Genomic DNA, 23,139 nt, shown 5'->3' with positions numbered 1-23,139 from the left:
AGTTAAAGGAGAAGCATATGAGTACGACAATTGTAAACGAGCTACAACCATTTATACAGGATGTATGGACAAAAGAAGGATTTAAAGAGTTAACGAGTGTTCAGACGAAGGCAGTCCCATTTATCGCAGAAGGCAAAGATGTGATCGCGGAGTCGCCAACAGGAACGGGAAAAACACTTGCGTATCTTTTACCAGTATTAAATAAAGTGGATCCCGAGAAACGAACGATTCAAGCAGTTATCCTTGCTTCTTCGCAGGAGTTAGTCATGCAAATCCTTTCAGAGATTCAAAAATGGAGTGAAGGAAGCGGAATTCGTTCTGCCTCTTTTATCGGAGGAGCTAACGTGAAGCGTCAGCTTGAAAAGCTAAAGAAGCAGCCTCATATTATTGCCGGAACTCCGGGACGAATGATGGAACTGATCGCACAAAAGAAAATCAAAATGCATGAGGTAAAAACGATTGTACTTGATGAAGGGGATCAGCTTTTAACAAAAGAGCATTTACAGACAGTGAAGAATATAGTGAAGTCCTCACAGGCGGATCGCCAAGTGGTCTTATTTTCAGCGACTCTACCAGAGCATTCCGTGACGTTAGCAAAGGAATTAACGAAGGATGCTGAGGTTATTAAAGTGACGAAAGATGAAACGATTGAGTCTGGTAAGGTTGACCATGTGTATTTTGCTGCGGAACAACGAGATAAAATCAAGCTGCTTGAAAAAATCTCACGCTTGGAGGAAGCAAGTGTCCTAGTATTCATTAAAGATATCGGAAACCTAAATGTCGTGTCAGAAAAGCTTGCCTTTCAACATGTAAAAGCATCTGTTTTACATAGTGATTTAAACAAGGACAAACGTAAAAATGCGTTGAAGGATTTTCGAACAGGCAAGGTGAATATGCTGCTTGCTACGGATGTTGCAGCAAGAGGGTTAGACATAAAGGGGATCACACATGTGGTTCATTATGATTTCCCTAGAGATATCGAGCAATATGTCCATCGATCAGGACGTACAGGAAGATTTGGGGCAGAAGGTACAGTTATTTCTTTAGTAAATGAACGTGAAGAAAGAGACTTAAAGAAATTTTCTCGGGATTTAAAAAAGGATGTTGAGAAAAAGGTGTTCTTTAAAGGCCAAATGGTGGATGCGAATTCAAGAAAGTAAGTTCCAAGGAGTGGGAGAGATTCCCACTCCTTGTTGTATAATAAAGGTATATTTTAAAAAAGGGGTTGGAGGAATGGAGAGTCCACGTTTACATAAAGCTTATGAAGAGTGGCTTGAAGAAGCGACGGTCGATTTGATTCAGGAAAAGATGACTTCTGGGGAGATTACCTCAAAAGAGCTTGTCACCTTGTATTTGCATCGCATTCGTACGGTAGATCCAAAAATCAACTCTGTTCTTGAAGTGAATCCTCACGCGATTCAGATTGCTGCCAGTCTTGATGCAGAACGAAAATTGACGGGACCACGTGGCCCGCTCCACGGAATTCCTGTACTAATTAAGGATAATATCGATACGGGTGACCATATGCATACGAGTGCAGGTTCCTTAGCACTGGCTCATTCCTATGCAAAAGAAGACTCAAAAGTAGCGGCTCTTTTAAGAGAAGCTGGTGCAGTCATATTAGGAAAAACGAATATGACGGAATGGGCTAACTTTATGGCTGAAGGAATGAAAAGTGGCTATAGTTCACGAGGAGGACAGGTGTTAAACCCTTACGGACCCGCTCAGTTCGATGTGGGAGGTTCCAGCTCGGGATCAGGTGCTTCCATTGCAGCGAACCTAGCTGTTGTAGCTGTAGGGACCGAAACCTCTGGCTCGATCTTAAGTCCAGCTAGCCAAAATTCTTTGGTAGGCATAAAACCGACGGTAGGATTAGTGAGTCGAAAAGGGATTATTCCCATTGCCCATAGCCAGGATACTGCCGGTCCAATGGCGAGGACCGTTACGGATGCTGTCTACTTATTAAGCGCTTTATCTGCTCATGATGAAAAGGATCCAGTGACGTTAACGAACACCGAATGGGCTGAAGTTGACTTCACTTCATTTTTGGATGATCAAGGGTTAAAAGGAGCTCGAATCGGGATTGCCCGCGATGTGTACTTTGGGTATTTAAATGAAGGTCAGCTTCAGGTGATGAATACAGCTGTTGAAAAGCTGGTCGAGCTTGGTGCCGAGGTTATAGAAGATGTGATAATTCCGTCAACCGGACGAAAATGGAGCTACGATGTGCTCACATATGAGTTTAAATCGGATGTGAATGCGTACTTAAAAACGGTGGATCCAGCAGTAAAAGTAAGGTCCCTTTCAGATGTGATTCAGTTTAATAAAGATAACGAAGAAACATGCTTAAAGTATGGTCAAGTGGTTCTTGAGGAAGCGGAGGCTACTTCTGGCACACTAACCGAGGAAGCATACTTAAAAGCGCTTGAAGAGGATTTATACTATTCAACCGAACAAGGAATCGATTATGTGATAAAAGAGCACCAACTAGATGCCATCGTGTTCCCCAATAATTTTGGAGCAGGCATTCCAGCGAAAGCGGGATATCCGTCGATAACGGTTCCCGCTGGTTATACGAGTGAAGGAGAACCGGTTGGAATCACGTTCACCGGGACGGCCTACAGTGAACCCACTCTGATTAAACTAGGTTTTGCGTTTGAACAAGCAACCAAGCATCGAAAACCTCCATTATTCGAATAAGGTGAGGCATTGATTCTCATACTACCTATGTAAGTATCCTCTTTTTAAAGGAGATGGTTTACATGGGAAGAACTAAGCTTGGAAATGCCAATGCACAGCGTAATAACAACCGAAAGCAACCACAAACGAGCTCAGAGCTAGTTGAGTTTACAACCACAGAAAAAAAGGACATTCATCGTAATCGTCCGACGAATCAATAACAAAAGAACTGGCCGAAAATTGCTTCGGCCAGTTTTTCTTAATCCAATTCCACTTTTTTAAGCGGTTTATTCGCAGGTCCTTCTACTACTTCTCCGTCATAAGAAAAGCGTGACCCGTGGCAAGGGCAGTCCCATGTGCGATCTCCGTGATTCCATTCCACCTCACAGCCGAGATGAGTACAGGTTGTGTCTACAAGATGCAGGCAGCCCTCGTGATCGCGATAAGCACCAGCGCGCTCACCTTTCACCATTACCACTGCTCCTTCATCAACCTCCACCTCAGCTGGCTCTTTTCCCACATACTCAAGCTTTCCTTTTACCAAATGCTTCGCAACGTCCGCATTAATTTGAATGAATTTTTTAATATCCGGATTGGAATCAAATCGTTGAGGAGCATAAAAATCTTGGTATACATTCTCTTTTCCAAGAATCGTATCTGCGAGGACGAGTGCCGCCTGCGTCCCGTGTGTCATGCCCCATTTACGATAACCCGTAGCAATATGAATATTGGAATTTTTCTCCGTAACTGGTCCAATATAAGGAATTTTATCTAATGTAATCATATCCTGAGCAGACCAGCGGTACTTGTATTCTTTAATGCCGAATACATCATGAGCGAACTCCTCTAGCGCCAGGTAATGCTTCATGGTGTCTACCCCTTGTCCGGTTTTATGACCGTCCCCACTAACAAGAATAAGTTGTTCTCCGTTTTCTAGAGGGGTAGACCTTAACGAGCGAGTAGGTGAGTCGGCACCATAAAACATACCACCAGGAAACTCTTTTTGTGTGGTGACTGCAACGATATAGGAACGCTGGATTTCAAGGCGAGTAAAATAAAAACCATTTTTATCAACAAACGGGAAATGAGACGCAGCAATCACATGATCGCAGGATACTTTTTTCCCATTTCTTAAAACCACCTTAGGCTGAGAGCCTTCCTCTACATCTGTTGCCGTTACATTTTCGTAAACGACCCCACCAGCTTCAATAAATTTTCGTAAAAGTACATTCAAATACTTGAGTGGATGAAACTGGGCTTGGTCAGGCATGACAAGGGTAGACATGGATTTCATGTTAAAGGGAAGGGGTTTTTCTGATAGCTCCCCGCGGATGCCAAGCTTTCGGTAGGCATCTGCCTCCTCTTCCACTTGATACGCATATTGCTCAGAAACCGCATAAAGTATGGCCTCTTGGGTTGAAAAATCGCACTCCATGCTATGTTCTTTTACCATTTGATTGATAAACTCAAGAGCATCAGTAGAGCCCTGATAATACATCTTCGCTCGTTCTTCGCCAAAGTTTTGGAGCAATTCATTATATATTAATCCATGCTGAGCTGTTATTTTTGCCGTCGTATGACCGGTCGTTCCATTTAGAACCCTCCCAGCTTCAAGAATGGCAACTTTTAAGCCTTTATTAGCTAATAGATATCCCGCTGTGATACCGGTGATTCCAGCTCCAACAATAGCCACATCCACATGGATATCCTCGATTAAAGAATTATAAATCGGTAAATCCATGTCTCTCCAGTATGGCTCTGGAAAGCGGGGTATTTCATAGTCCTTCATAGACATAGCCGTTCCTCCTCAAATCTTCTAGATGAACATAATTTTTCCAAGTGAGAGAGAAATATGTATCGACGAAAGGACAATTTTCCAAGAGATACATTGGGTTTTGCGCATACTAAAAGAAATCGAACGAAGGAGGTCAACCATGCCTGAATTACCAGAAATGGAGACGTATCGGAAGTTGTTAAGTGAGCGATTATCAGGGAAAGAAATTTCTATGGTGACCATCAATCGTGAAAAGTCACTCAATATGAAGAGTGAAACGTTTATATCGAAAGTACAAGGAGCTAGGATACAGGCCATTCATAGAAGAGCCAAGCACTTGATTTTTAAATTAAGTACGGGAGACAGCTTGCTTTTGCACTTAATGCTTGGTGGATGGATGTATGTGGGAAGTGAAAATGACCAGCCGAAAAGAACCAAACAGGTGATTCTTTCTTTTGGGGAGATGGAGTTGTATTTTATTGGGTTAAGGCTGGGGTATCTGCATCTTTTAACAGAAGGGGAGCTAGAAAAGGAGCTGGCTGATTTAGGTCCTGAACCGTTGAATGGGCATTTAACCTATAAAGCTTGGCTTGATTTAATAGGGGAAAAGAGAGGACGGCTAAAAACCACTCTTCTTGATCAGCAATTTATCGCAGGAATAGGGAATTGTTACTCGGATGAAATATGTTATGGAGCCAGGCTGATGCCTACCAAGCAAGCGGATACAATGGATGAGGGAATGCAAAAAGATCTTTATGATGCGATTCAGTCCGTCCTGCAGCGAGCCCTTGGGTTTGGAGGCTATATGGACCAGCCTTTATATAAAGGCGATACCTTTACGGGGGGATATAATAATCATTGCTTTGTATACGATCGTGAAGGGGAATCGTGTGGGAGATGTGGAGAAACGATTTGCTTTGAAGAGGTATCCTCAAGAAAATGTTTTTATTGTCCAGGTTGCCAAAGGGAATAAAAAAGTGGCCCGGGAGAGAGAGCCGAGCCAGTGATTTCTATTCTTCCTTTGGAGCGGAATCAATTCGATGTGCATCCTCTGAATCAAGTGCTGTTCTTAGATAATAAATAAACACACCACCAACAATTCCTAAGCAAATAGCGAATCCAACGGTTGTTACCCACATCAAACCCATAGAAATCCCTCCTTTACACACTATATGAAGGGGAAGAAGAATCTTTTCCGATTTGGAAACATTCTCCTTGATTTTTTTAGGGGAGGAAGATGAATTCTATTATTGTTAGGAGGTGGTAAATATGCTTAAAAAGCTATTTTTAGGAATTGCTCTATTATTGTCATTGGTTGTTATCCCAACAAGCTCGTTCGCACAACAAGTGTATACGGTTCAGCCGGGAGATAGCTTATGGAAAATTGCTGTACGCTATCAAGTGGGATTGTCTGAGATCATCCAAGCGAATCCTCAGTTTAAAAATCCGGCCCTAATCTATCCAGGACAAAAGGTAAACATCCCAGATTTTGATGCGACAAAGTCCATCGAAAACCAGGTCGTGCAATTGACGAATCAAGAACGTGCAAAGTATGGGTTAAAGCCTCTTGTAGCGGACTGGCAACTAGCACGAGTGGCGCGTTACAAATCAGCTGACATGAGAGATCGAAACTATTTTTCTCACACCAGCCCTACATACGGATCGCCATTTGATATGATGAAGAACTTCGGAATTTCGTACCGTAGTGCAGGAGAAAACATTGCAGCCGGTCAACGCACAGCGCAAGAGGTAGTGACAGCATGGATGAACAGTGAAGGTCACCGTAAAAACATCCTGAGCTCTGGCTATACGCATATCGGAGTGGGATATGCCCAAGGCGGATCCAAGCAGCATTACTGGACACAAATGTTTATTTCGAAGTAAGAAAAGTCGGGGGAAACTCCGGCTTTTTTAATTGGGGGAGTACAGGGGGAATCGAATCGCAAGTAAAACGGCGGAATCGCAAATAAAATCAGTGGATCGCAAATATAATCTGAGAATCGCAAGTAAAGTCAGTGGATCGCAAATAAAATCTGAGAATCGCAAATAAAAATTTGAAATCGCAAATAAAATTCCAGAATCGCAAATAAAATTCCAGAATCGCAAATAAGTTCAAAAAATCGCAAATAAAGAAGACTCAGCTTATAGCAAGACCCCTTTTTTAAAAAAGAAAAGATCTAAATTAACGAGAACTCCCCCTAAAACCTCATCACCCACAACAAAATGACGGGGTAACCCCCTCAAACCCGCGATTTACCACCAGTCCTACCACCCACTAAGCCTCAAGTCGTATATGAAAATCAAGCTTAAGCTCGTTATGAGAAGTTTGAAATCTAGGTAAGATGATATCAAGAAGGGAGGCAACAACAAATGAAAAAATTCGGGTTGCTTTTAATCGGAGGCATTGCAGCGTTAGTTTTATTAGCAAATCTTGGTCCATTGGTAGGGTTAGTAGTCAGCATGGCGATTCTGTACTTTGTGTTTAAGCAGTTTTTAAAGACAGATTCGACGGGGATGAAAATCGGGTTAGGAATCTTAGGATTCATTCTCCTGATGGCATCCATCTCTAACGCACCAGCGATCGTTGGAATTGTCGCTGCATATATTCTCTATGTTGTTTATAAAAAATTTAACGAAACAAAAGTAAAAGAAACCGTTTCAAACGACCCTTTTCAAAATTTTGAAAAGCAATGGTCTGAACTAAATAAAAACTAATTTTAAAAAGAGGAGAGATATTTATGTCAAACTTATTTACTCGATTAAAAAACACGATTGTAGCCGATTTAAATGAAGCAATAGAAAAAAAGGAAAACAAAAATCCGATTGCGATGCTGAATCAGTATTTACGTGAATGTGAATTGGAAACAGAAAAAGTAAGAAAGCTGGTTGAAAGACAATATACGTTGCGTGACGGGTTTACTCGCGAGTTGAAGCAAGCGCAGGAACTGGCTGAAAAGAGAAAATACCAAGCGGAAGTAGCACAAAATGCAGGTGAAACAGAGCTTTACACATTCGCTAGTGCGGAGCAACTTCAATACGAAGAGAGAGCCACTCGATTAAGTGAATCCCTTCGTTATACGGAAAACCAATTGCAAGAGTTAGAGCAAAAATACGAGGAAATGAAACACAAGCTAAAAGATATGCATATTCGTCGTATGGAGCTAATGGGGAGAGAAAATTTGTCCCGTGCCCACTACCAAATGAATAAAGTGCTAGACAATGACAATTACTCTAACCCATCCGTTGCGCGATTTCAAGAAATTGAGTCGTACCTTGACCGTATCGAGGAAAAAGTAAACACTTCATACTACAGAAATACCATCGATGCCCGCATTGCTAAACTAGAAAAAGAAATGAAAGAAACTACTACTTTATAAAAAAAACTGGTATTGTAAAAGGTGGAGATTAGAAGGCGTAGCACTACGCCTTCTATAGGTATATATGACAGGAGAGGAGGAATCAACATGGTAGGAAAAAAGAAGAGTGATCTTCTCAGCTGGGCAGTGATGTTTGGAATTGTATTGTTATTACTTGAAGTCACTTTCTTTAATCGTGGACTGATCTTCTCCCTCCTTGTTGCATCAGGAATGATCTATATCGGGAGGAAGCGCCAGCCCAAAACATCAGGAAAATTCTTATTTTGGGCAGGAACAATCTTCTTTATTTTAAGTGTATTTAATATGATGACTATTAAAGTCTTTTTGTTTGGGATATTGGGCTATTTAATTTTTCAATTTGCCAAGTCCAAGCGTTCCCCAGAAAAAATACAGCCTGAGGTAGTCGAAGCACAATCGAGTCCTCCACAAACAGAAACGATCGTAAAGAAAACGCCCTTATTTGATAATACTTTTTTCGGTGAACAAAGAACGAAAGACCATGTATATGAGTGGAATGATATAAATATCCAAACGGGAATCGGTGACACGATCATCGACCTAAGCTATACCGTTTTACCAAAAGGTGAGACGATTATATTTGTACGAGGATTAGTCGGGAATATCCAGATTCAAGTTCCTTACGATGTTGAGGTTTGTGTGAATCACAGTGTTCTTGCTGGCTCTAGTAATATATTGAATGTAACAGGAGATAAGCTGTTTAATCAGCGACTACATGTTCAAACGAGCGAGTATGAGAAAGCGGATCAGAAGGTGAAGGTATTCACTTCGATGCTGGTGGGTGACCTCGAGGTGAAGCGAGTATGAGTATCGTACAACGCCAAATTGTGTGGGGGATAAGTCTATCTCTATTCGTTTTCATCTTTTTATCTGTCTCGTTTTTTATGGCTTTTCCAGTCTACAATTGGTCAGAGCTATGGGAACGTGATTTAATGGATATCCCATTTATCTTCTTTCTTCCAAGCGTAAGTATTGCGATTGGAATTTTGTTTGGTTTGGGATCGGGATTTTATTGGCGGAAACAGATGCAAACGATTGACGATCTTCTTCACGAAGTAGAGGAAGGACGCGAAAGTCAGATGGAGAATGGGATTTCGTATGAACCGATTGTTCAAAGAGTTCGTAAAATCCAAAAGCAAATTTCTGACCAGGCAAAAGCCTCTCAGAAGCTTGCGAATGAAAAGGCAGAGGATCAAGAAAATCGTATTCAAGAAATTATTTCTCAAGAACGCAATCGATTAGCTAGAGAGCTTCATGATTCAGTGAGCCAACAGCTCTTTGCGGCTTCGATGATGATGTCGGCTATCAATGAAACCAAGCAGGTGGAAAGTGAAGATCGAGAAGCAAAGCAAATGAAGATGGTCGAAGAAATGATTCATCAGTCTCAATTGGAAATGAGAGCGCTTCTTCTCCATTTACGTCCAGTGCCGTTAAAAGGAAAAACACTTCAAGAAGGAATCGAAGAGCTATTAATCGAACTATCACAAAAAGTAACAATGGAAATAGGATGGAAGGTAGAGGAGTTTCCTCTGGATAAAGGAGTGGAGGATCACCTCTTTCGAATCCTTCAGGAATCTGTTTCGAACATTCTTCGTCATTCAAAGGCGAAGGAGCTGGAGGTTTTACTCATCCAACGAGACAATTTTATCATTATGAGGGTAGTGGATGATGGAGTTGGCTTTGATGTGGAAGAATCAAAAGCTGGTTCGTATGGACTTCAAAATATGCATGAACGTGCCGTTGAGATTGGTGGAACGTGCAAAATTATTAGTGTGAAAAATAAAGGTACCCGTCTAGAAGTGAAGGTCCCGTTGATGAGGAAGGGTGAGAGCAGTGATTAGAGTCGTGTTTGTTGATGACCATGAGATGGTGAGAATTGGAGTTTCTTCGTATTTATCTGCACAGCCAGATATTGAGGTTGTAGGTGAAGCGGATAATGGAAAAGCAGCGATTCCAATGGTCCTAGAGTTAAGGCCAGATATTGTTTTAATGGATTTAGTTATGAAGGAAATGGATGGCATTGAAGCAACACGTCAAATCATTGCAGAATGGCCCGAGGCAAAAATCATCATTGTGACGAGCTTTTTAGACGATGAAAAAGTATACCCAGCACTTGAAGCGGGGGCAACAAGCTATATGTTAAAAACCTCAAAGGCAAGTGAAATAGCTAATGCTGTACGTGCCACCTATCATGGACAGTCTGTTCTTGAACCTGAGGTAACAGGCAAAATGATGATGAAAATGCGTCAAAAAAATGATGTAGCACCACATGAGGAGCTTACCTCAAGAGAAATGGAAATCCTTCTGTTGATGGCTGAGGGAAAAAGCAATCAAGAAATTGCGGATGATTTGTTTATTGCTCTAAAGACGGTAAAAACGCATGTGAGTAATGTGTTAAGCAAGCTTCAAGTACAAGATCGAACACAAGCCGTTATTTACGCATTCAAACATGAGCTAGTAAAGTAAAAATTTACATAAATTTCTTGCTATTCAGCTCCGGAATGAATATGATAAAAGTAACTAACTGAAACGGAGGTGGAAAGAGATGAAAAATGCTGTTTTGATGCGCGGATTCTGGATGGACTATACGTATATCGTCCGTGCAATTTTTGCTGGTTTTGCGAACAACGGGAGAAGTCTGCCCTTTTTAAGCAATTCCATAGCAAACTAAACAGTGAAACATCTCTTATCCACAAATAATGAATGGATGAAAGAGGGCTTTCCGCTCTCTTTTTTTCGTACACATTTTTCGTGCCATGGGATTTTTCCCATGGTTTTTTTGTATATAAAAAACTCCGGAGGTTCGTTAAATAATGATAACTTTAAGCGTAAATTCCATAAGCAAAATGTTTGGTGGGAACACCATTTTTGAAAACTTATCACTAGAAATTCATGAAGGAGATCGTGTTGGACTCGTTGGTCGAAACGGGAGTGGGAAAACGACTCTTTTTAAGCTATTAGCTGGGGAAGACATACCAGATAGTGGTCAAATTCATTGGAGAAAAGGGACGACAATTGGCTATTTGGAGCAAATTCCTGTTTTCCAAAGCGAGATAACGGCTTTAGATGTATTGAAAACCGCATTTGTCTCATTGGTAGAGATGGAGACGAAAATGAAAGAGCTTGAGGTGATGATGGCGAGTCCAAATCTTTCGGCAGTGGAGCTTGAAAGATGCATAGAAAAATACGGACAGTTACAGGATCAATACACACTGCTAGGCGGATACGAAATGGATGCCAATATTGATCGTATCTCGAATGGCCTTTCTATTCGACCACTCTTAGATCAATCGTTTCAGTCTCTAAGTGGAGGGGAGAAAACGAAGATAGGCTTAGCACAACTTCTGTTAAAGCAACCGGATCTATTATTACTCGATGAACCAACGAATCATTTAGATTTGATGTCAGTCGAGTGGCTTGGACAGTTTTTAAAAGAGTATAAAGGTACGGTGGTTATGGTGTCACATGACCGGTATTTTCTCGATGATGTGGTGACCAAAATGCTTGATTTAGAGGATGGGGAGATTACTTCATATATAGGGAATTACTCTGTCTTTGTAAAGGAAAAGGAGGAGCGTTTCTTAAAGGAATTTCAGGCATACGAAGAACAGCAAAAAAAGATTAAAAAAATGAAAGAAGCCATTAAAAGACTACGTGAGTGGGCCAATCGTGCCAATCCGCCGAATGAAGGGCTTCATAAGCGTGCCCGTAATATGGAAAGAGCGCTTGAGAGAATGGAAAAGCTGGATCGACCGATACTGAATCGTAAAAAGATGAATTTGGAGATGGAGGTAGCTGACCGAAGTGGCAAGGATGTGGTGGTCATGAAGGCGGTAAATAAATCCTTTGGAGAGCAGGTGCTATTTCAGGATGTTAATCTCCACATTCAGTTTCGCGAAAGGGTAGCCATGGTTGGTGAAAATGGGACGGGAAAATCCACGCTTATTAAAATGCTCCTCGGCCAAGAACAGGTTGATAGTGGAGAATTAAAGCTTGGAAGTAATGTGAAGGTCGGGGATCTTTCACAGCATATTTTTCCTGATAAAAAAGACGAAACGGTGATTGAGTTATTCCGAGATGAAATAAAGGTCACAGAAGGAGAAGCCAGACATATTTTAGCACGCTTCCTGTTCTATGGACACAGCGTGTTTCGTAAGGTATCTCAGCTAAGTGGTGGGGAAAAAATGCGACTTCGTCTGGCACAGATGATGTATCAGGATTTGAATTTTCTTATTCTTGATGAGCCTACCAATCACTTAGATATTGAATCCCGTGAAGTTCTGGAGGAAGCGCTAGAAGAATTTAATGGAACGATCCTGGCTGTATCGCATGATCGCTACTTTTTAGATAAGCTTTTTGATCGCATTTATTGGATTAAAGACAAAAGACTGCATCAGTTCGCAGGTGGGTACCAATGGGCGAGAGGGAAACTGTTAGAAATGCAGCCTCCAAAATTGGAAACACCACCCGTCTCCGAAAAAAAGTCGAGGGTGACTGACACCGTTAAAAAGGCCAGTACGGTAACGATTGAAGAAATTGAGAGCAGGATAGAAAAAATCGAAGCCCATTTAAAAGAATTAAACGAAAAGCTTGAGTTGGAAGAGGAGCTCTCTACAATTCAAGAGCTTTACGGTGAAAAGGAAACTCTTGAGAGCCATGTGGAAGAACTTTATTCGCAGCTTGAGGAGTTAGCATAGGAAGGCATTGCGAATTCGAGTGAATAAGTATAAATTGACATATAAAATAGCGTGAGTATTCACGCTATTTTTCTTTTAAACAAAGGATACGCAGCATTCGGACACCCAAGTGAAAATACCACCAAGCCTAGTCCGAATCAAGCCAGCATTCGGACTCCCAAGCGCCAATATCACCAAGTCTGGTCCGAATCACGCCAGCATTCGGACACCCAAATCCAAACTCAATGCCTGCTTTTTTTCGACCCAAAATCCCGACCGCCAAAGTAATTAATGAAAATATTCTTAGAACTTGTCTCATATAGTGTATGGTGAACGCTATTAAATGTAAGGAGAGACAGCATGAGTGCATTTATGAAAGGAACATTATTGTTGGTTGTCGCCACCTTTATGGGTGAGTGTGTAGAGTTTATTGCGAATATGGTACTAGCTAAGGAGTTAGGGGAGCATGGGCTTGGTTTATATATGCAAATTTTGCCAACCATTTTCCTGATTATTATGCTAGCAAGCTTTGAGATGCCCGTCTCGATTTCTAAGTTTATTGCGGAAAAAGATGCCCGCTATCACCAAAGCATGCTTCAGCATGTGATTAAGCTAACAATTATTTTTACTTCCATCCTACTTGCTGCTGTCACGATCATTCTCCCGTATATCTCGACCTTTGACACGTATCATCCGCTCTTACGTTGGCTTGTCATCTTACTAATCCCGATGATTTCATTCTCTTCCATCGCTCGTGGGTATTTTATGGGGAAACAGCAAATGAGCAAGATTGCATCTACACAACTGGTACGAAAGCTTGTGCAGCTTGGTTTGCTCGTCTTTCTCTTTCAATTGTTCGAATTCGAGACGGATACGGCCATTCTTATTGCCTTTTGTACGTTTGTAGGGAGCGAGTTTGTTATCGTCCTCTATTTAATCCATACGTTTTTTATTCAGTATCATGAGCTAAAAAGAAGGCCAAGAGAGGCCCTTCCTAATCAAGAAGTAAGAAAGAGCTTGATGGCCGTATCTATTCCAACAACGGGACTTCGGATTTTCCATTCGCTCACTCATGCGGTTCAACCTTTTATTATAAAAATTGCTCTTGTACACGCAGGGGTGAGCGAGCAGGCGGCAACGGAACAATTTGGAATGCTCACCGGGGTAGCGATGACGATTGGATTTTTCCCAGCTTTTATTGGCCATTCTTTATTGATCATGCTGATTCCAACGGTTTCAAAGGCGTATGCAAGCGGAGACTTTAACCGGCTTCAACGTTTGTTGCAACAGGTACTAAAAGGGACAGCGTTATACGGAATACCAGCAATGCTCGTCTGTTACTTTTTCGCTGAACCACTTACCAGTATGTTTTTTGAATCGTCGGTCGCTTCTGGATATTTGCAGATTCTTTGGCCGTATTTTTTGCTTCATTTCTTTGTCATACCGATGCAGGCTTACTTGATTGGGCTCGGTCTGATGAAGGATGCGTTTTACCATACCGTATGGTCATCAATTATCCAGTTTACCATTATGTACGTGCTTGGCTCACTCCGCGAATTTCAAATGGAGGGAGTTCTGATTGGTCTAAACGCAGGAGCCTTGTTACTCACACTTATGCACTACCTAACCATTTGTAAAAAAATCGGTATCTCTCATTTCTCCCTTAAAAAGCTGGCGGAAGAAAACCGTTAAAGGATTTTGCTTTTCTTGCTAGAATATTTGAGTGAGAGGAGGAAGGAAAAATGGAAGACGAAAAGGTGTTAAGAGGGCATCATCTCCTCTGTGTTCATGGTTTCAGAGGAATGGGATATAGCCCAGCCTTTGTTGAAAAGATGACAGAAATTGTAGCAAAAGTTAGAAATGATCATGATGACTTTATGATAAAAACGGTAGCTGCCTTTGATGACGCATGTATGGCCTGCCCTCATCGTGGAAACACAAAATGTGAGGCTAGCGCGGGATCAAATGAACATGTTTTGTCTATGGATGAAAAAGTACTCTCTCATTTAGGACTAGAAAAAGAGAAGTCTTACCTAAAGTCGCATTTAGTCGCCTTAACAGCTTCCAAAGTCAATCCCGACGATTTGGATCATCTATGTAGGGGATGCTCTTGGCTACCATACGGAGTTTGCAAAGAAGGGATAGAAGAGCTCCGAAAAAAATTTCATCATCTCTATTAAAGTTATAGTAGAAAAAAGTAGAGCTTTGCTTCAATTTGTTTAATCCTGTCAAAAGGACTCGAAAAATAAACGTTGAATGCGTTTGCTAAAACTAGTTATTGATGGTAAGATGTAAGAGAATTATTTTTGTTCGGTATGTAAGAAATCACTTCTTTATATCAATGAGAGCAAGGATAGTATTATAGGTGTCAAGGCACTAGGAGGTAACTCACAATGGAAAAAGGTAAAGTAAAATGGTTTAACGCAGAAAAAGGTTTTGGATTCATCGAGCGCGAAGGTGGAGACGATGTATTCGTTCACTTCTCAGCTATCCAAGGCGAAGGCTTCAAGACTTTAGAAGAAGGTCAAGAAGTTACTTTTGACGTAGAACAAGGACAACGTGGAGCACAAGCTGCTAACGTAAACAAAGCTTAATTTAAGCTTGAAAAAAAGACTCTTTACGAGTCTTTTTTTGTTTCTATTTTTTGGCTAACTCTTTTAAGTTTTCAACAATGCCAACTTGATAGGGTGTTTTTGGAAGTGGGCCAATGAGTGTTTCATACTTGGTGGAGTCAAGGATGACGGGTGTTTCATTTAAATACATCATCTCTGTCACTTCTCTCATAGAAGGATTTAATAGACCGAGAGCCGCAATCATCCGTCGGCCAATCATTTTTACCTTCAGAGGTTTATCAAGATAATGAGAGGCAATCTTTGCAATTTCTTCTCCAGATATCGTGCCCGCACCAGAAATATTCCAATCTTGATTGTAACAGTCCTCTCTCAAGGCAAGTTCGACAAGTGCTTTTGCACCGTCCTTCGTATAAATAAATTCACGTTGAAGAGTCGTGTCTCCAACAAAACCAGCCGAGTGTTTTTTAAGCATTTGCTTAAAGGTGTATTGAAGGATCGTACTCTCTGCTTTAGGTCCATAGAAATCTGGGAAGTAGGCAATCATGTAGGGAACTTTTGATGTTTGAATTAGATTTTGCAGCTGTAAGCGAATGTTTCCTTTTTTCGTATGTGGATGTCTAGAGGTATGTTCAGAAACCGGTGATGATTGTCTGCCGTAAGAATAAATATTATCAACGTAAATAAGTGGTTTCTTGTGTTTGGCACATTGAGTAAGAACAGCTTCAAGAATCTGAAATAAGCCAGGATTCCATTTTTCATAAGGAATATTGATAGTGTGAAAAACGAGATCGACTTCTTTAACTGCCTCTCCTAAGTGTTGCTCATTCAACACGTCGCCAACCATGGTCTTTGCAAGCGGACCCCAATCCTGTTTGTAAAGAGCTAGTTTTTCAGAAGAACGTGATAAGGCAATCGTTTCGATCCCCCTATTAACAAGTTCTTCTACTAAAGCAAATCCCATGCCACCAGTTGCACCTAATACCAATGCTTTTTTCATAGGAAACTCTCCTTTTATTCATTATTGACCACTGTTCAATAAACTGTAAAAATAAAAGGCTTGTGCCGCCCTTCATTTTATTTCAAAGCTTTCAATAGAAACTCCACATGCGATTGAGCTAGTAGTTTCACGTCCTCAAAGGTGGTTTCGGTTCGGCAATAATGGGTGACAAACCCATGAATCCCAATAAACAAGGACCATATCTCCTTTGGTGAAAGTGGCTTGGATGCTAGGCTAGCAACCGCATTGGCAAAATGTAAATAGCTGTTATTCGGAGCCTCGAGTAAATATCCTTTAATCTCTTCATCCTTGATCAGAAACATGACTTCATATTGAGGCTGGTGGGTTAGGCCGAAACGAATATACTCGTAAAGAATCAAGTACAGTTTCTCTTCACTCGAGTTGGTTGGAGTGGAAAGCACCTTTTCAAGTACTTGATCCAGAGTAAGGAAATCTTGAGTGACAATTCCATAAAAAAGCTCGGCTTTATTTTTAAAATGGTAGTAAATCGCCCCATGGCTACACCCAAGCTCTTTTGCCAGCTTCCTCATGGAAAAAGAAGAATAGCCACTAGTTACAAATAATTCACGAGCAACATGGATAATAGCTTCTTTGGTTAGTTCGTCTTGTGCAGATTTTCTAGGAGACAAAGATTTCACCTCATTAATTGAACACTGGTCAATTAAATAATACCTTTATTTCCTAATGTTGGCAAGAGGATTTTGATGAAGGTTGAAAAAATCGTAAGAAGGGAAGATAATGGTAGCATACTAACGGCAAAGGAGAAACATAATGATACGCTTTGGTGTAATAGGAACCAACTGGATTACAGAATCATTTTTACAGGCGGCAAATGAACTGCCAAACTTTCAATTAACGTCCGTCTATTCTCGGTCAGAAGAGAAGGCGAAGGAATTTGGGGAGAAATACCAGGCTACGCATTTATTTACAAGTCTAGAGGAAATGGCAAAAAGTGAACATCTGGATGCGGTGTATATTGCAAGCCCGAACTCTTTTCACGCAGAACAAGCGATTTTATTATTAAAGCATGGAAAGCATGTTCTTTGTGAAAAAGCGATTGCCTCGAATAAAGCTGAATTAGAGAAAATGATCCAAACAGCGAAGGAAAACAATGTTCTTTTAATGGAAGCATTAAAATCCACCTTTGTTCCAAACTTTGCTGTGATTCAGGAGAATCTGGAGAAAGTCGGTCAGGTACGACGCGTATTTGCTAGCTATTGCCAGTATTCTTCTCGCTATGATGCGTATCGAAGTGGAACGATTTTGAATGCATTTGACCCTACTTTTTCCAATGGGGCATTGATGGATATTGGTGTGTATTGTATTTATCCAGTCGTGGCGCTATTCGGGAAGCCTTTATCCGTTAAAGCGTCTGGTGTCTTGCTGGAATCTGGTGTGGATGGAGAAGGAAGTATTCTTTTAACTTATAAAAATATGGATGCCGTGTTGATGTACTCAAAAATTACGAACTCTAGCATTCCTTCTGAAATTCAAGGGGAAGACGGTAATCTAGTAATCGATAAAGTGAACACGCCAGAAAAGGTCGTACTTGAATACCGAAATGGAGAAAAAGTGGACCTTTCCGTTCCGCAAAAAGTAAATTCTATGTATTATGAAGCAAAGGAATTCATTGAACTGATTGAAAAAGGCGAGACGGAGTCAAACATTAATACATATGAAAACTCCTTGGTAACGATGGAAATTATGGATGAAGTCCGCAAGCAAATTGGTGTAAAATTCCCAGCGGATAATAAAGGGTTATAATTCAATAACCAAAAAAAACGGGCCACTTCATATTCATGAGCTGGTCCGTTTTCCGTTGTTACTCTTCACTTTTGTGGTGGTCATGTGGTCCGCGATTGGTCCCATCGTGTGGCCCTTTAAAAATAAAGCCATTCTCTTCAAGCATTTTGTAATGCTCTTCGAAACGCTGAATCATTTTGTCGGCTTTTTCCTTCGGGATCACGCCAAATTCTACGTATTTTTGAATCAGTTGTTTTTTCTGCTCCAAAATACCTTTATGTAGTTTAGCGAGTTCTGCCTTTTGAGCGTCGGTTAACTTCACCTCTTGGGTGTTATTAGCATCTTCCGGTTTTTCCACTTCTGCAAAAGAAGACGTGGCACCAAAGATGGACATCGAAAGCAAGCATGCAGCCATGATTCCAACAAATTTCTTCATTCATTTCCCTCCTTATCTTTACTCGAAGGTTAATTTTTCCTAATCTTGCATGAAATATGCACCAATCGCTAAAAACAAGTGGAATAAAAAACCGTTGACACTTTTACAGAAATTCACTATAGTAACGATGACATATTCATATTCCCGTGTGTCGGGAGAGGTTCATAGCGAACACAACCCTCTATAAAAAACTATGGCTTTGATGATTACTATCAACCATATCCAATGAGGATATGGTTTTATTTTTTCAGTCAAGGTTATGTTTTCTATGCCTCTTTACGTTTTGAACACGGTTCATATTAAAAGGAGGTTCTTTTCATGAGTGGAAGAAAAGATGAAGAATTAGAAGGTGTAACTTTATTAGGAAATCAAGGGACGAAGTACTTGTTTGAGTATTCACCTAGCATTCTAGAGGCGTTTGATAATAAGCACCCGAATCGCGATTATTTTGTAAAATTTAACTGTCCGGAGTTCACTAGCCTTTGTCCAAAAACAGGTCAGCCAGACTTCGCAACGATTTATATTAGCTATATTCCTGATCAGAAAATGGTAGAAAGTAAGTCATTAAAGCTATACTTGTTTAGCTTTAGAAACCACGGTGACTTCCATGAAGATTGCATGAACATTATCATGAACGATTTAATTGAATTAATGGATCCACGCTATATTGAAGTATGGGGGAAATTTACTCCAAGAGGCGGAATCTCGATTGATCCGTACACAAACTATGGCAAGCCTGGTACGAAATACGAAGAAATGGCCCATTATCGCTTAATGAACCATGACTTGAATCCAGAGACGATTGATAATCGCTAAACCATGAAAGCAGAGATTGAATTCTCTGCTTTTTACTTTTTTTCTAAAAATTCGACAAAATCCTTCAAATTTCATCAATTGTGACGATATTAAGAAAAAACATTGTTGGGGTGAGGATATGTTCAAGAAAATACAAACCAAGATTATGCTAACAGTCAGTATCCTTATAGCTGTTACGTTACTAGTTGTTTCAACTGTGACGTTTTTTAAAACAAAGGATGAAATCTTGACTAGCGTGAGTTCGAGTTCGAGTGCTCAAGTAGATAGTTTAAAGAGCAATATTGACTTATACTTACATTTTTATGGAAGTTCGGTGGACCGCTATAGTAAAGATAGCCGTATTATCGATTACTTAAAGCAAGTGAAAGCGAACGAGCAGAATGGCTTAAGCACGTATTGGCCTATCGTTGACAAAGACTTTCAAGAGTTTATGAATCTTAATAAAAATGCTGCAACCATTTATGTTGGAGCAGAAACGAAGCAGTTTACGACTACCCCTGTGATCGAGCTGCCACCAGATTATGATCCAACAGGAAGACCTTGGTACACAGCAGCCGTGCAATCATCAGGCGAAACGATCTGGACAGATCCATATGAAGATGCGAGCTCAGGAGAATATGTTGTAACCGTAGCAAAGGCGGTTATTGACCCAGAAACGAAGGACACTCTTGGGGTTATTGGGATGGACATTAGCCTTGCAGGGCTTTCTGGAATCATCAAAGAAACAAAAGTCGGTTATAGTGGGTATTCTTTATTATTAGATAAAAATGGAATGGCTTTAGTTCATCCTAAGGAACAAGGAAAAGATGTTAGTAAAAAAGCCTATTTTTCAACTGTGAATAGTGGAGAAAAAGGGGCAACTTCGTATACAGAAGGTGGAACGGATTTCGAACTCTACTTCCAAACACTCGATCAAACCGGTTGGAAGGTCGGAATGGTATATGAGACGAAAAACGTACTAGAAAGTGCCAAAAGCCTTCAAGATACGATCCTCATCATTGCAGCGATCGCTATTATGATTGGTCTTGTGATTACCTATTTCCTGTCAAAAAGTATCGCAAAACCAATCACTCTATTAAATCAGCAAGTTCAAGAGGTAGCAGCAGGTGATTTGACGATTCATGTGGAGAGCAAATCAAAGGATGAAACCGGTCAACTCACCGATCATTTTAACATCATGGTTGAAAACATGCGTGAGCTTATAGCCTCTGTTGAAAAATCGGTAGAAAGTGTAAATGACTCAGCTTCTAACTTAACAGCCGTATCAGAGGAAACCATTGCGGCAAGTGAAGAGGTGGCTAGAGCAACAGGAGAGATTGCCACAGGTGCGTATCAGCAAGCACAGGATGCGGAGGGAGCAAACCAAAAGGCAGTCGGATTATCGACACAAATCGAAAAAGTAAAAGATAATGTGGATGAAATGACTGGTTTGTCCAAGCAAGCCGAAGTGACGAATGTAAAAGGCTTGGAGCAAATGAACTTTTTAAGACAACGAGCCGTAGAAAGCGATGAGGTCATTAAGAGTGTTGGAACAGTTATTCATAACCTAGACTCAAAGGTGAAGGAAATAGAAAAAGTCATTCATTCGATTACAGAGATTTCCGATCAAACGAATCTTCTAGCCTTGAATGCGAGTATAGAAGCAGCTCGAGCAGGTGAAAGTGGAAAAGGGTTTGCTGTTGTTGCTGATGAGGTAAGAAAGCTGGCTGAACAATCAGCGAAAGCAGCACACCAAGTCAAACAAACGATCTCAAGTATCGAAAAAGAAACACAGCATGTTGTGAAGGAAATGGAGCAAACAGTAGCCATTTCAGAACTACAAAGCAAGGCTGTTGGTCAAACCGAGGTAGCGTTTAATGATATTTCACAAACGATTCATGCGATTGTCTCTTCCATTGGATCGATCAGAAATGATATCGACCATATCAATGATTTAAAGGATGATGTAGTCGCTTCGATTCAAAGCATCGCTTCCGTTGCTGAGCACTCAGCAGTAGCTTCAGACAAGGTAAGTGAATCGACAGAGGAGCAGGTTCGTGCGCTCGATTCGGTCACACAATCAGCTATTGAATTAAATGAAGCAAGTTCACAGCTTGCCGAAATGATTAAGAAATTTAAAATATAGCAATAGACCGGTGGGGTGAGTCCTGCCGGTTTTTTTCGATGTAGTGGATAGTATTGGTTCTCCGTTATCTGCCCATTATGATAAAAGAAAAGAGGGATTTCATGAAGGAACATATAATAGAGGTTCTTCAGCAAATTGAGCGAGAATATGATGTTAAAGTATTGTACGCATGCGAGTCGGGAAGTCGGGCTTGGGGATTTCCTTCCATGGATAGTGATTATGATGTGAGATTTTTGTATGTACATACAAAGGAATGGTATTTGTCCATTGACCAGGGAAGAGACGTAATTGAAGTGCCATCAAAAGACTCTCTTTCCAACCCGGTTCATCCACTTTTAGACATGAGTGGGTGGGAGTTGACGAAAGCATTAAGATTGTACCGAAAGTCTAACCCGCCATTTTTCGAGTGGCTTCATTCTGACATTGTTTATTATGAACAATATTCAACTCTAGAAAAATTGTTAGCTATCGAACAGAAGGTGCTTTCGCCTGTAACCTGTCTCTACCATTATGTTCGTATGGCGAAAAGAAACTTCCGCTCGTACCTTTTAGAAGAAGAAGTACATTATAAAAAGTACTTTACGGTTTTGCGTCCTCTTTTGGCAGGAAAGTGGATTATTTTGAATCATACCTTTCCACCGATTAAGTTTGAAAACCTTGTACAGGAACTGGTTCCGATGGGTCAGGTAAGGCAATCCATTGAAGAACTCGTCGCCCATAAAAAAGAGAGAAAAGAGCACTTATTCCAGTTAGAACCTCCAATTAAAGTTCTTAATGACTACCTACAACAAGAGATTGAGTACATGGAACGTATGACGAAAAACATGAAGGCAAGTGAAAAAGACACATCCACACCTTTACTCAATGAGATTTTTAGAGAGTTATTAGAGCAAGCTTGGAAGTAATTTAGTCCACTCTAAATTGGAAATCTCAGCATATCATCCTCCAATAAGTTAAAACTAGTTTATAATATAAGATAGAATAGCAATGGAGTGATCAGAATTGGCGAGAGTAAAAGCAAAGAGCAAGAGTGGAGTAGGCAAAGGTACAGGAAAAAAAGGCTGGACGCGTTGGCAGGCTGGAGCAAAAAAAGCGAAGAATGCAAAGCCATATAAAAGTAAAGGTGTGAAGCATGGTTCAGGTATGGAGAAAGGAACTTCGGACCAAGCAGATCAATAAATAGGTGATGGGGAGAGGTTGTAGATGGATGAGAGATACCCGATTGGGACGTTTCAGGTTGAGGGAGAGATCAATAGAACGTTAACTCACCACTGGATAGAGGAAATCGCAAGCTTGCCTAAAAAGCTAAGAGGAGCTGTTTCAGGCTTAAGCGAAGAACAACTTGATACACCTTACCGTGACGGTGGTTGGATGATTCGGCAGGTGGTGCACCATATTGCCGATAGCCATATGAACGCTTATATTCGTTTTAAGCTGGCCTTAACTGAAGACAGTCCGGTTATTAAGCCATACGAGGAAGCGAGATGGGCGGAGTTAGAAGACTCGAAGCTACCGGTAGAGGTGTCTTTAACACTTATTGAGTCTGTTCACACAAGATTAGTAGCACTTCTAAAAAGCGTGAGTGAAGAAGAAATGAAACGAACCTTCGTACACCCAGATTCAGGGATCGTGACAGTAGAGAAAAATATTGGATTGTACGCCTGGCATGGAAATCATCATCTAGCCCATATTACCAATGCAAAGCTGTAACCCTTTAGGGTAAAGGGTTCAGTTTCGGGTACTTTCTTGTTAAAATACACAAGAATTGACGTATGAATTTGAAGTGCCCCCCGTCAAGTAGACAGCGGAAATAAAAAAACGACACTAAGCGGCTTTAGCCCTGTATTCTAAGGGACTAAGGCCGTTTAGTCTTTTTTGTAATCTTTCATAATTATAAAATTTTA

27 protein-coding genes are annotated in these 23,139 nt (G+C 40.8%); 21 read left to right on the top strand and 6 right to left on the bottom strand.

Features of this window, described 5'->3' with window-relative positions:
- The first annotated feature begins 17 nt into the window (after positions 1 to 17).
- The 3 genes from ACVBAX_RS13990 (at position 18) to ACVBAX_RS13980 (ending at position 2,900) form a co-directional block, all read left to right on the top strand.
- Entirely contained in the window at positions 18 to 1,160 is a 1,143-nt protein-coding gene (locus tag ACVBAX_RS13990) for a DEAD/DEAH box helicase (RefSeq protein ID WP_447117540.1), read from the top strand.
- Between the two features lie 73 nt (positions 1,161 to 1,233).
- Positions 1,234 to 2,700 (top strand): amidase family protein, encoded by a 1,467-nt coding sequence (locus tag ACVBAX_RS13985; RefSeq protein WP_447117539.1) that lies wholly within the window; start codon positions 1,234 to 1,236, stop codon positions 2,698 to 2,700.
- A gap of 62 nt (positions 2,701 to 2,762) precedes the next feature.
- Positions 2,763 to 2,900 (top strand): hypothetical protein, encoded by a 138-nt coding sequence (locus tag ACVBAX_RS13980; RefSeq protein WP_251522638.1) that lies wholly within the window; start codon positions 2,763 to 2,765, stop codon positions 2,898 to 2,900.
- A 38-nt stretch (positions 2,901 to 2,938) separates the two neighbouring features.
- On the opposite strand, the gene ACVBAX_RS13975 is transcribed toward ACVBAX_RS13980, so the two are convergent.
- Positions 2,939 to 4,474, bottom strand: a complete 1,536-nt coding sequence (locus tag ACVBAX_RS13975; RefSeq protein ID WP_447117538.1) for an FAD-dependent oxidoreductase — start codon at positions 4,472 to 4,474, stop codon at positions 2,939 to 2,941.
- A gap of 139 nt (positions 4,475 to 4,613) precedes the next feature.
- Between ACVBAX_RS13975 and ACVBAX_RS13970 the strand changes: the two genes are divergently transcribed.
- Positions 4,614 to 5,426 carry an Fpg/Nei family DNA glycosylase gene (locus tag ACVBAX_RS13970; protein ID WP_447117537.1) on the top strand — a complete coding sequence of 271 codons (813 nt, stop codon included), beginning with the start codon at positions 4,614 to 4,616 and terminating at the stop codon, positions 5,424 to 5,426.
- Between the two features lie 37 nt (positions 5,427 to 5,463).
- Here ACVBAX_RS13970 and ACVBAX_RS13965 read toward each other — a convergent pair whose 3' ends face one another.
- Positions 5,464 to 5,601: a hypothetical protein gene (locus ACVBAX_RS13965; protein WP_447117536.1), complete on the bottom strand. Its 138-nt coding sequence runs from the start codon at positions 5,599 to 5,601 to the stop codon at positions 5,464 to 5,466.
- Between the two features lie 121 nt (positions 5,602 to 5,722).
- Between ACVBAX_RS13965 and safA the strand changes: the two genes are divergently transcribed.
- The 11 genes from safA to ACVBAX_RS13910 all read left to right on the top strand — a co-directional run bounded on the left by safA (position 5,723) and on the right by ACVBAX_RS13910 (position 15,118).
- Positions 5,723 to 6,337, top strand: a complete 615-nt coding sequence (gene safA / locus ACVBAX_RS13960; protein WP_447117535.1) for a SafA/ExsA family spore coat assembly protein — start codon at positions 5,723 to 5,725, stop codon at positions 6,335 to 6,337.
- A 486-nt stretch (positions 6,338 to 6,823) separates the two neighbouring features.
- On the top strand, positions 6,824 to 7,168 hold the full coding sequence (locus ACVBAX_RS13955; protein ID WP_119706681.1) for a lmo0954 family membrane protein: 345 nt from the start codon (positions 6,824 to 6,826) through the stop codon (positions 7,166 to 7,168).
- A 23-nt stretch (positions 7,169 to 7,191) separates the two neighbouring features.
- Entirely contained in the window at positions 7,192 to 7,830 is a 639-nt protein-coding gene (locus ACVBAX_RS13950) for a PspA/IM30 family protein (protein ID WP_447117534.1), read from the top strand.
- Positions 7,831 to 7,917: 87 nt separating this feature from the next.
- Positions 7,918 to 8,655: a cell wall-active antibiotics response protein LiaF gene (gene liaF, locus ACVBAX_RS13945; protein ID WP_447117533.1), complete on the top strand. Its 738-nt coding sequence runs from the start codon at positions 7,918 to 7,920 to the stop codon at positions 8,653 to 8,655.
- Positions 8,652 to 9,689 carry a sensor histidine kinase gene (locus ACVBAX_RS13940; protein ID WP_447117532.1) on the top strand — a complete coding sequence of 346 codons (1,038 nt, stop codon included), beginning with the start codon at positions 8,652 to 8,654 and terminating at the stop codon, positions 9,687 to 9,689. The genes liaF and ACVBAX_RS13940 overlap by 4 nt, the downstream gene beginning before the upstream one ends.
- Positions 9,682 to 10,314 (top strand): response regulator transcription factor, encoded by a 633-nt coding sequence (locus ACVBAX_RS13935; RefSeq protein ID WP_160547236.1) that lies wholly within the window; start codon positions 9,682 to 9,684, stop codon positions 10,312 to 10,314. Before ACVBAX_RS13940 ends, ACVBAX_RS13935 begins: the two co-directional genes overlap by 8 nt.
- Positions 10,315 to 10,393: 79 nt before the next feature.
- Positions 10,394 to 10,519: an RAxF-45 family protein gene (locus ACVBAX_RS13930; RefSeq protein ID WP_391560665.1), complete on the top strand. Its 126-nt coding sequence runs from the start codon at positions 10,394 to 10,396 to the stop codon at positions 10,517 to 10,519.
- Positions 10,520 to 10,661: 142 nt separating this feature from the next.
- Positions 10,662 to 12,545: a ribosomal protection-like ABC-F family protein gene (gene abc-f / locus ACVBAX_RS13925; protein WP_447117531.1), complete on the top strand. Its 1,884-nt coding sequence runs from the start codon at positions 10,662 to 10,664 to the stop codon at positions 12,543 to 12,545.
- Positions 12,546 to 12,884: 339 nt separating this feature from the next.
- Entirely contained in the window at positions 12,885 to 14,216 is a 1,332-nt protein-coding gene (locus ACVBAX_RS13920) for a polysaccharide biosynthesis protein (protein ID WP_447117530.1), read from the top strand.
- Positions 14,217 to 14,266: 50 nt separating this feature from the next.
- Positions 14,267 to 14,704 carry a DUF1284 domain-containing protein gene (locus ACVBAX_RS13915; protein WP_447117529.1) on the top strand — a complete coding sequence of 146 codons (438 nt, stop codon included), beginning with the start codon at positions 14,267 to 14,269 and terminating at the stop codon, positions 14,702 to 14,704.
- A gap of 213 nt (positions 14,705 to 14,917) precedes the next feature.
- A complete protein-coding gene (locus tag ACVBAX_RS13910; RefSeq protein WP_066052591.1) occupies positions 14,918 to 15,118 on the top strand; it encodes a cold-shock protein in 201 nt (66 codons plus the stop codon).
- A gap of 43 nt (positions 15,119 to 15,161) precedes the next feature.
- Here the strand turns inward: ACVBAX_RS13910 and ACVBAX_RS13905 are convergent, their stop codons facing one another.
- Entirely contained in the window at positions 15,162 to 16,094 is a 933-nt protein-coding gene (locus ACVBAX_RS13905; RefSeq protein ID WP_447117528.1) for an SDR family NAD(P)-dependent oxidoreductase, read from the bottom strand.
- Between the two features lie 77 nt (positions 16,095 to 16,171).
- Positions 16,172 to 16,744, bottom strand: a complete 573-nt coding sequence (locus tag ACVBAX_RS13900; protein ID WP_447117527.1) for a TetR/AcrR family transcriptional regulator — start codon at positions 16,742 to 16,744, stop codon at positions 16,172 to 16,174.
- 142 nt (positions 16,745 to 16,886) lie between these two features.
- On the opposite strand from ACVBAX_RS13900, the gene ACVBAX_RS13895 reads away from it, so the two are divergent.
- Positions 16,887 to 17,879: a Gfo/Idh/MocA family protein gene (locus ACVBAX_RS13895; RefSeq protein ID WP_447117526.1), complete on the top strand. Its 993-nt coding sequence runs from the start codon at positions 16,887 to 16,889 to the stop codon at positions 17,877 to 17,879.
- Positions 17,880 to 17,937: 58 nt separating this feature from the next.
- Here the strand turns inward: ACVBAX_RS13895 and ACVBAX_RS13890 are convergent, their stop codons facing one another.
- Positions 17,938 to 18,294 carry a YckD family protein gene (locus ACVBAX_RS13890; protein WP_447117525.1) on the bottom strand — a complete coding sequence of 119 codons (357 nt, stop codon included), beginning with the start codon at positions 18,292 to 18,294 and terminating at the stop codon, positions 17,938 to 17,940.
- Positions 18,295 to 18,612: 318 nt separating this feature from the next.
- Between ACVBAX_RS13890 and queF the strand changes: the two genes are divergently transcribed.
- The 5 genes from queF (at position 18,613) to ACVBAX_RS13865 (ending at position 22,945) form a co-directional block, all read left to right on the top strand.
- Positions 18,613 to 19,110, top strand: coding sequence for a preQ(1) synthase (gene queF, locus ACVBAX_RS13885; RefSeq protein ID WP_119706693.1), 498 nt, complete (start codon positions 18,613 to 18,615; stop codon positions 19,108 to 19,110).
- Positions 19,111 to 19,228: 118 nt separating this feature from the next.
- Complete coding sequence (locus ACVBAX_RS13880) at positions 19,229 to 21,235, top strand: methyl-accepting chemotaxis protein (protein WP_447117524.1); 2,007 nt, start codon at positions 19,229 to 19,231, stop codon at positions 21,233 to 21,235.
- A 101-nt stretch (positions 21,236 to 21,336) separates the two neighbouring features.
- Positions 21,337 to 22,140, top strand: coding sequence for a nucleotidyltransferase domain-containing protein (locus tag ACVBAX_RS13875; RefSeq protein WP_447117523.1), 804 nt, complete (start codon positions 21,337 to 21,339; stop codon positions 22,138 to 22,140).
- Positions 22,141 to 22,237: 97 nt separating this feature from the next.
- Positions 22,238 to 22,414 (top strand): DUF3934 family protein, encoded by a 177-nt coding sequence (locus tag ACVBAX_RS13870; protein WP_430776853.1) that lies wholly within the window; start codon positions 22,238 to 22,240, stop codon positions 22,412 to 22,414.
- A gap of 24 nt (positions 22,415 to 22,438) precedes the next feature.
- Positions 22,439 to 22,945, top strand: coding sequence for a YfiT family bacillithiol transferase (locus tag ACVBAX_RS13865; protein ID WP_447117522.1), 507 nt, complete (start codon positions 22,439 to 22,441; stop codon positions 22,943 to 22,945).
- A 114-nt stretch (positions 22,946 to 23,059) separates the two neighbouring features.
- On the opposite strand, the gene ACVBAX_RS13860 is transcribed toward ACVBAX_RS13865, so the two are convergent.
- The coding region (locus tag ACVBAX_RS13860; protein WP_447117691.1) for an IS3 family transposase at positions 23,060 to 23,139 on the bottom strand (80 nt) is incomplete at its 5' end.

The sequence above is a fragment of the Robertmurraya sp. GLU-23 genome (genome assembly GCF_052983275.1).
This window is presented reverse-complemented; position numbering and strand designations above follow the sequence as displayed.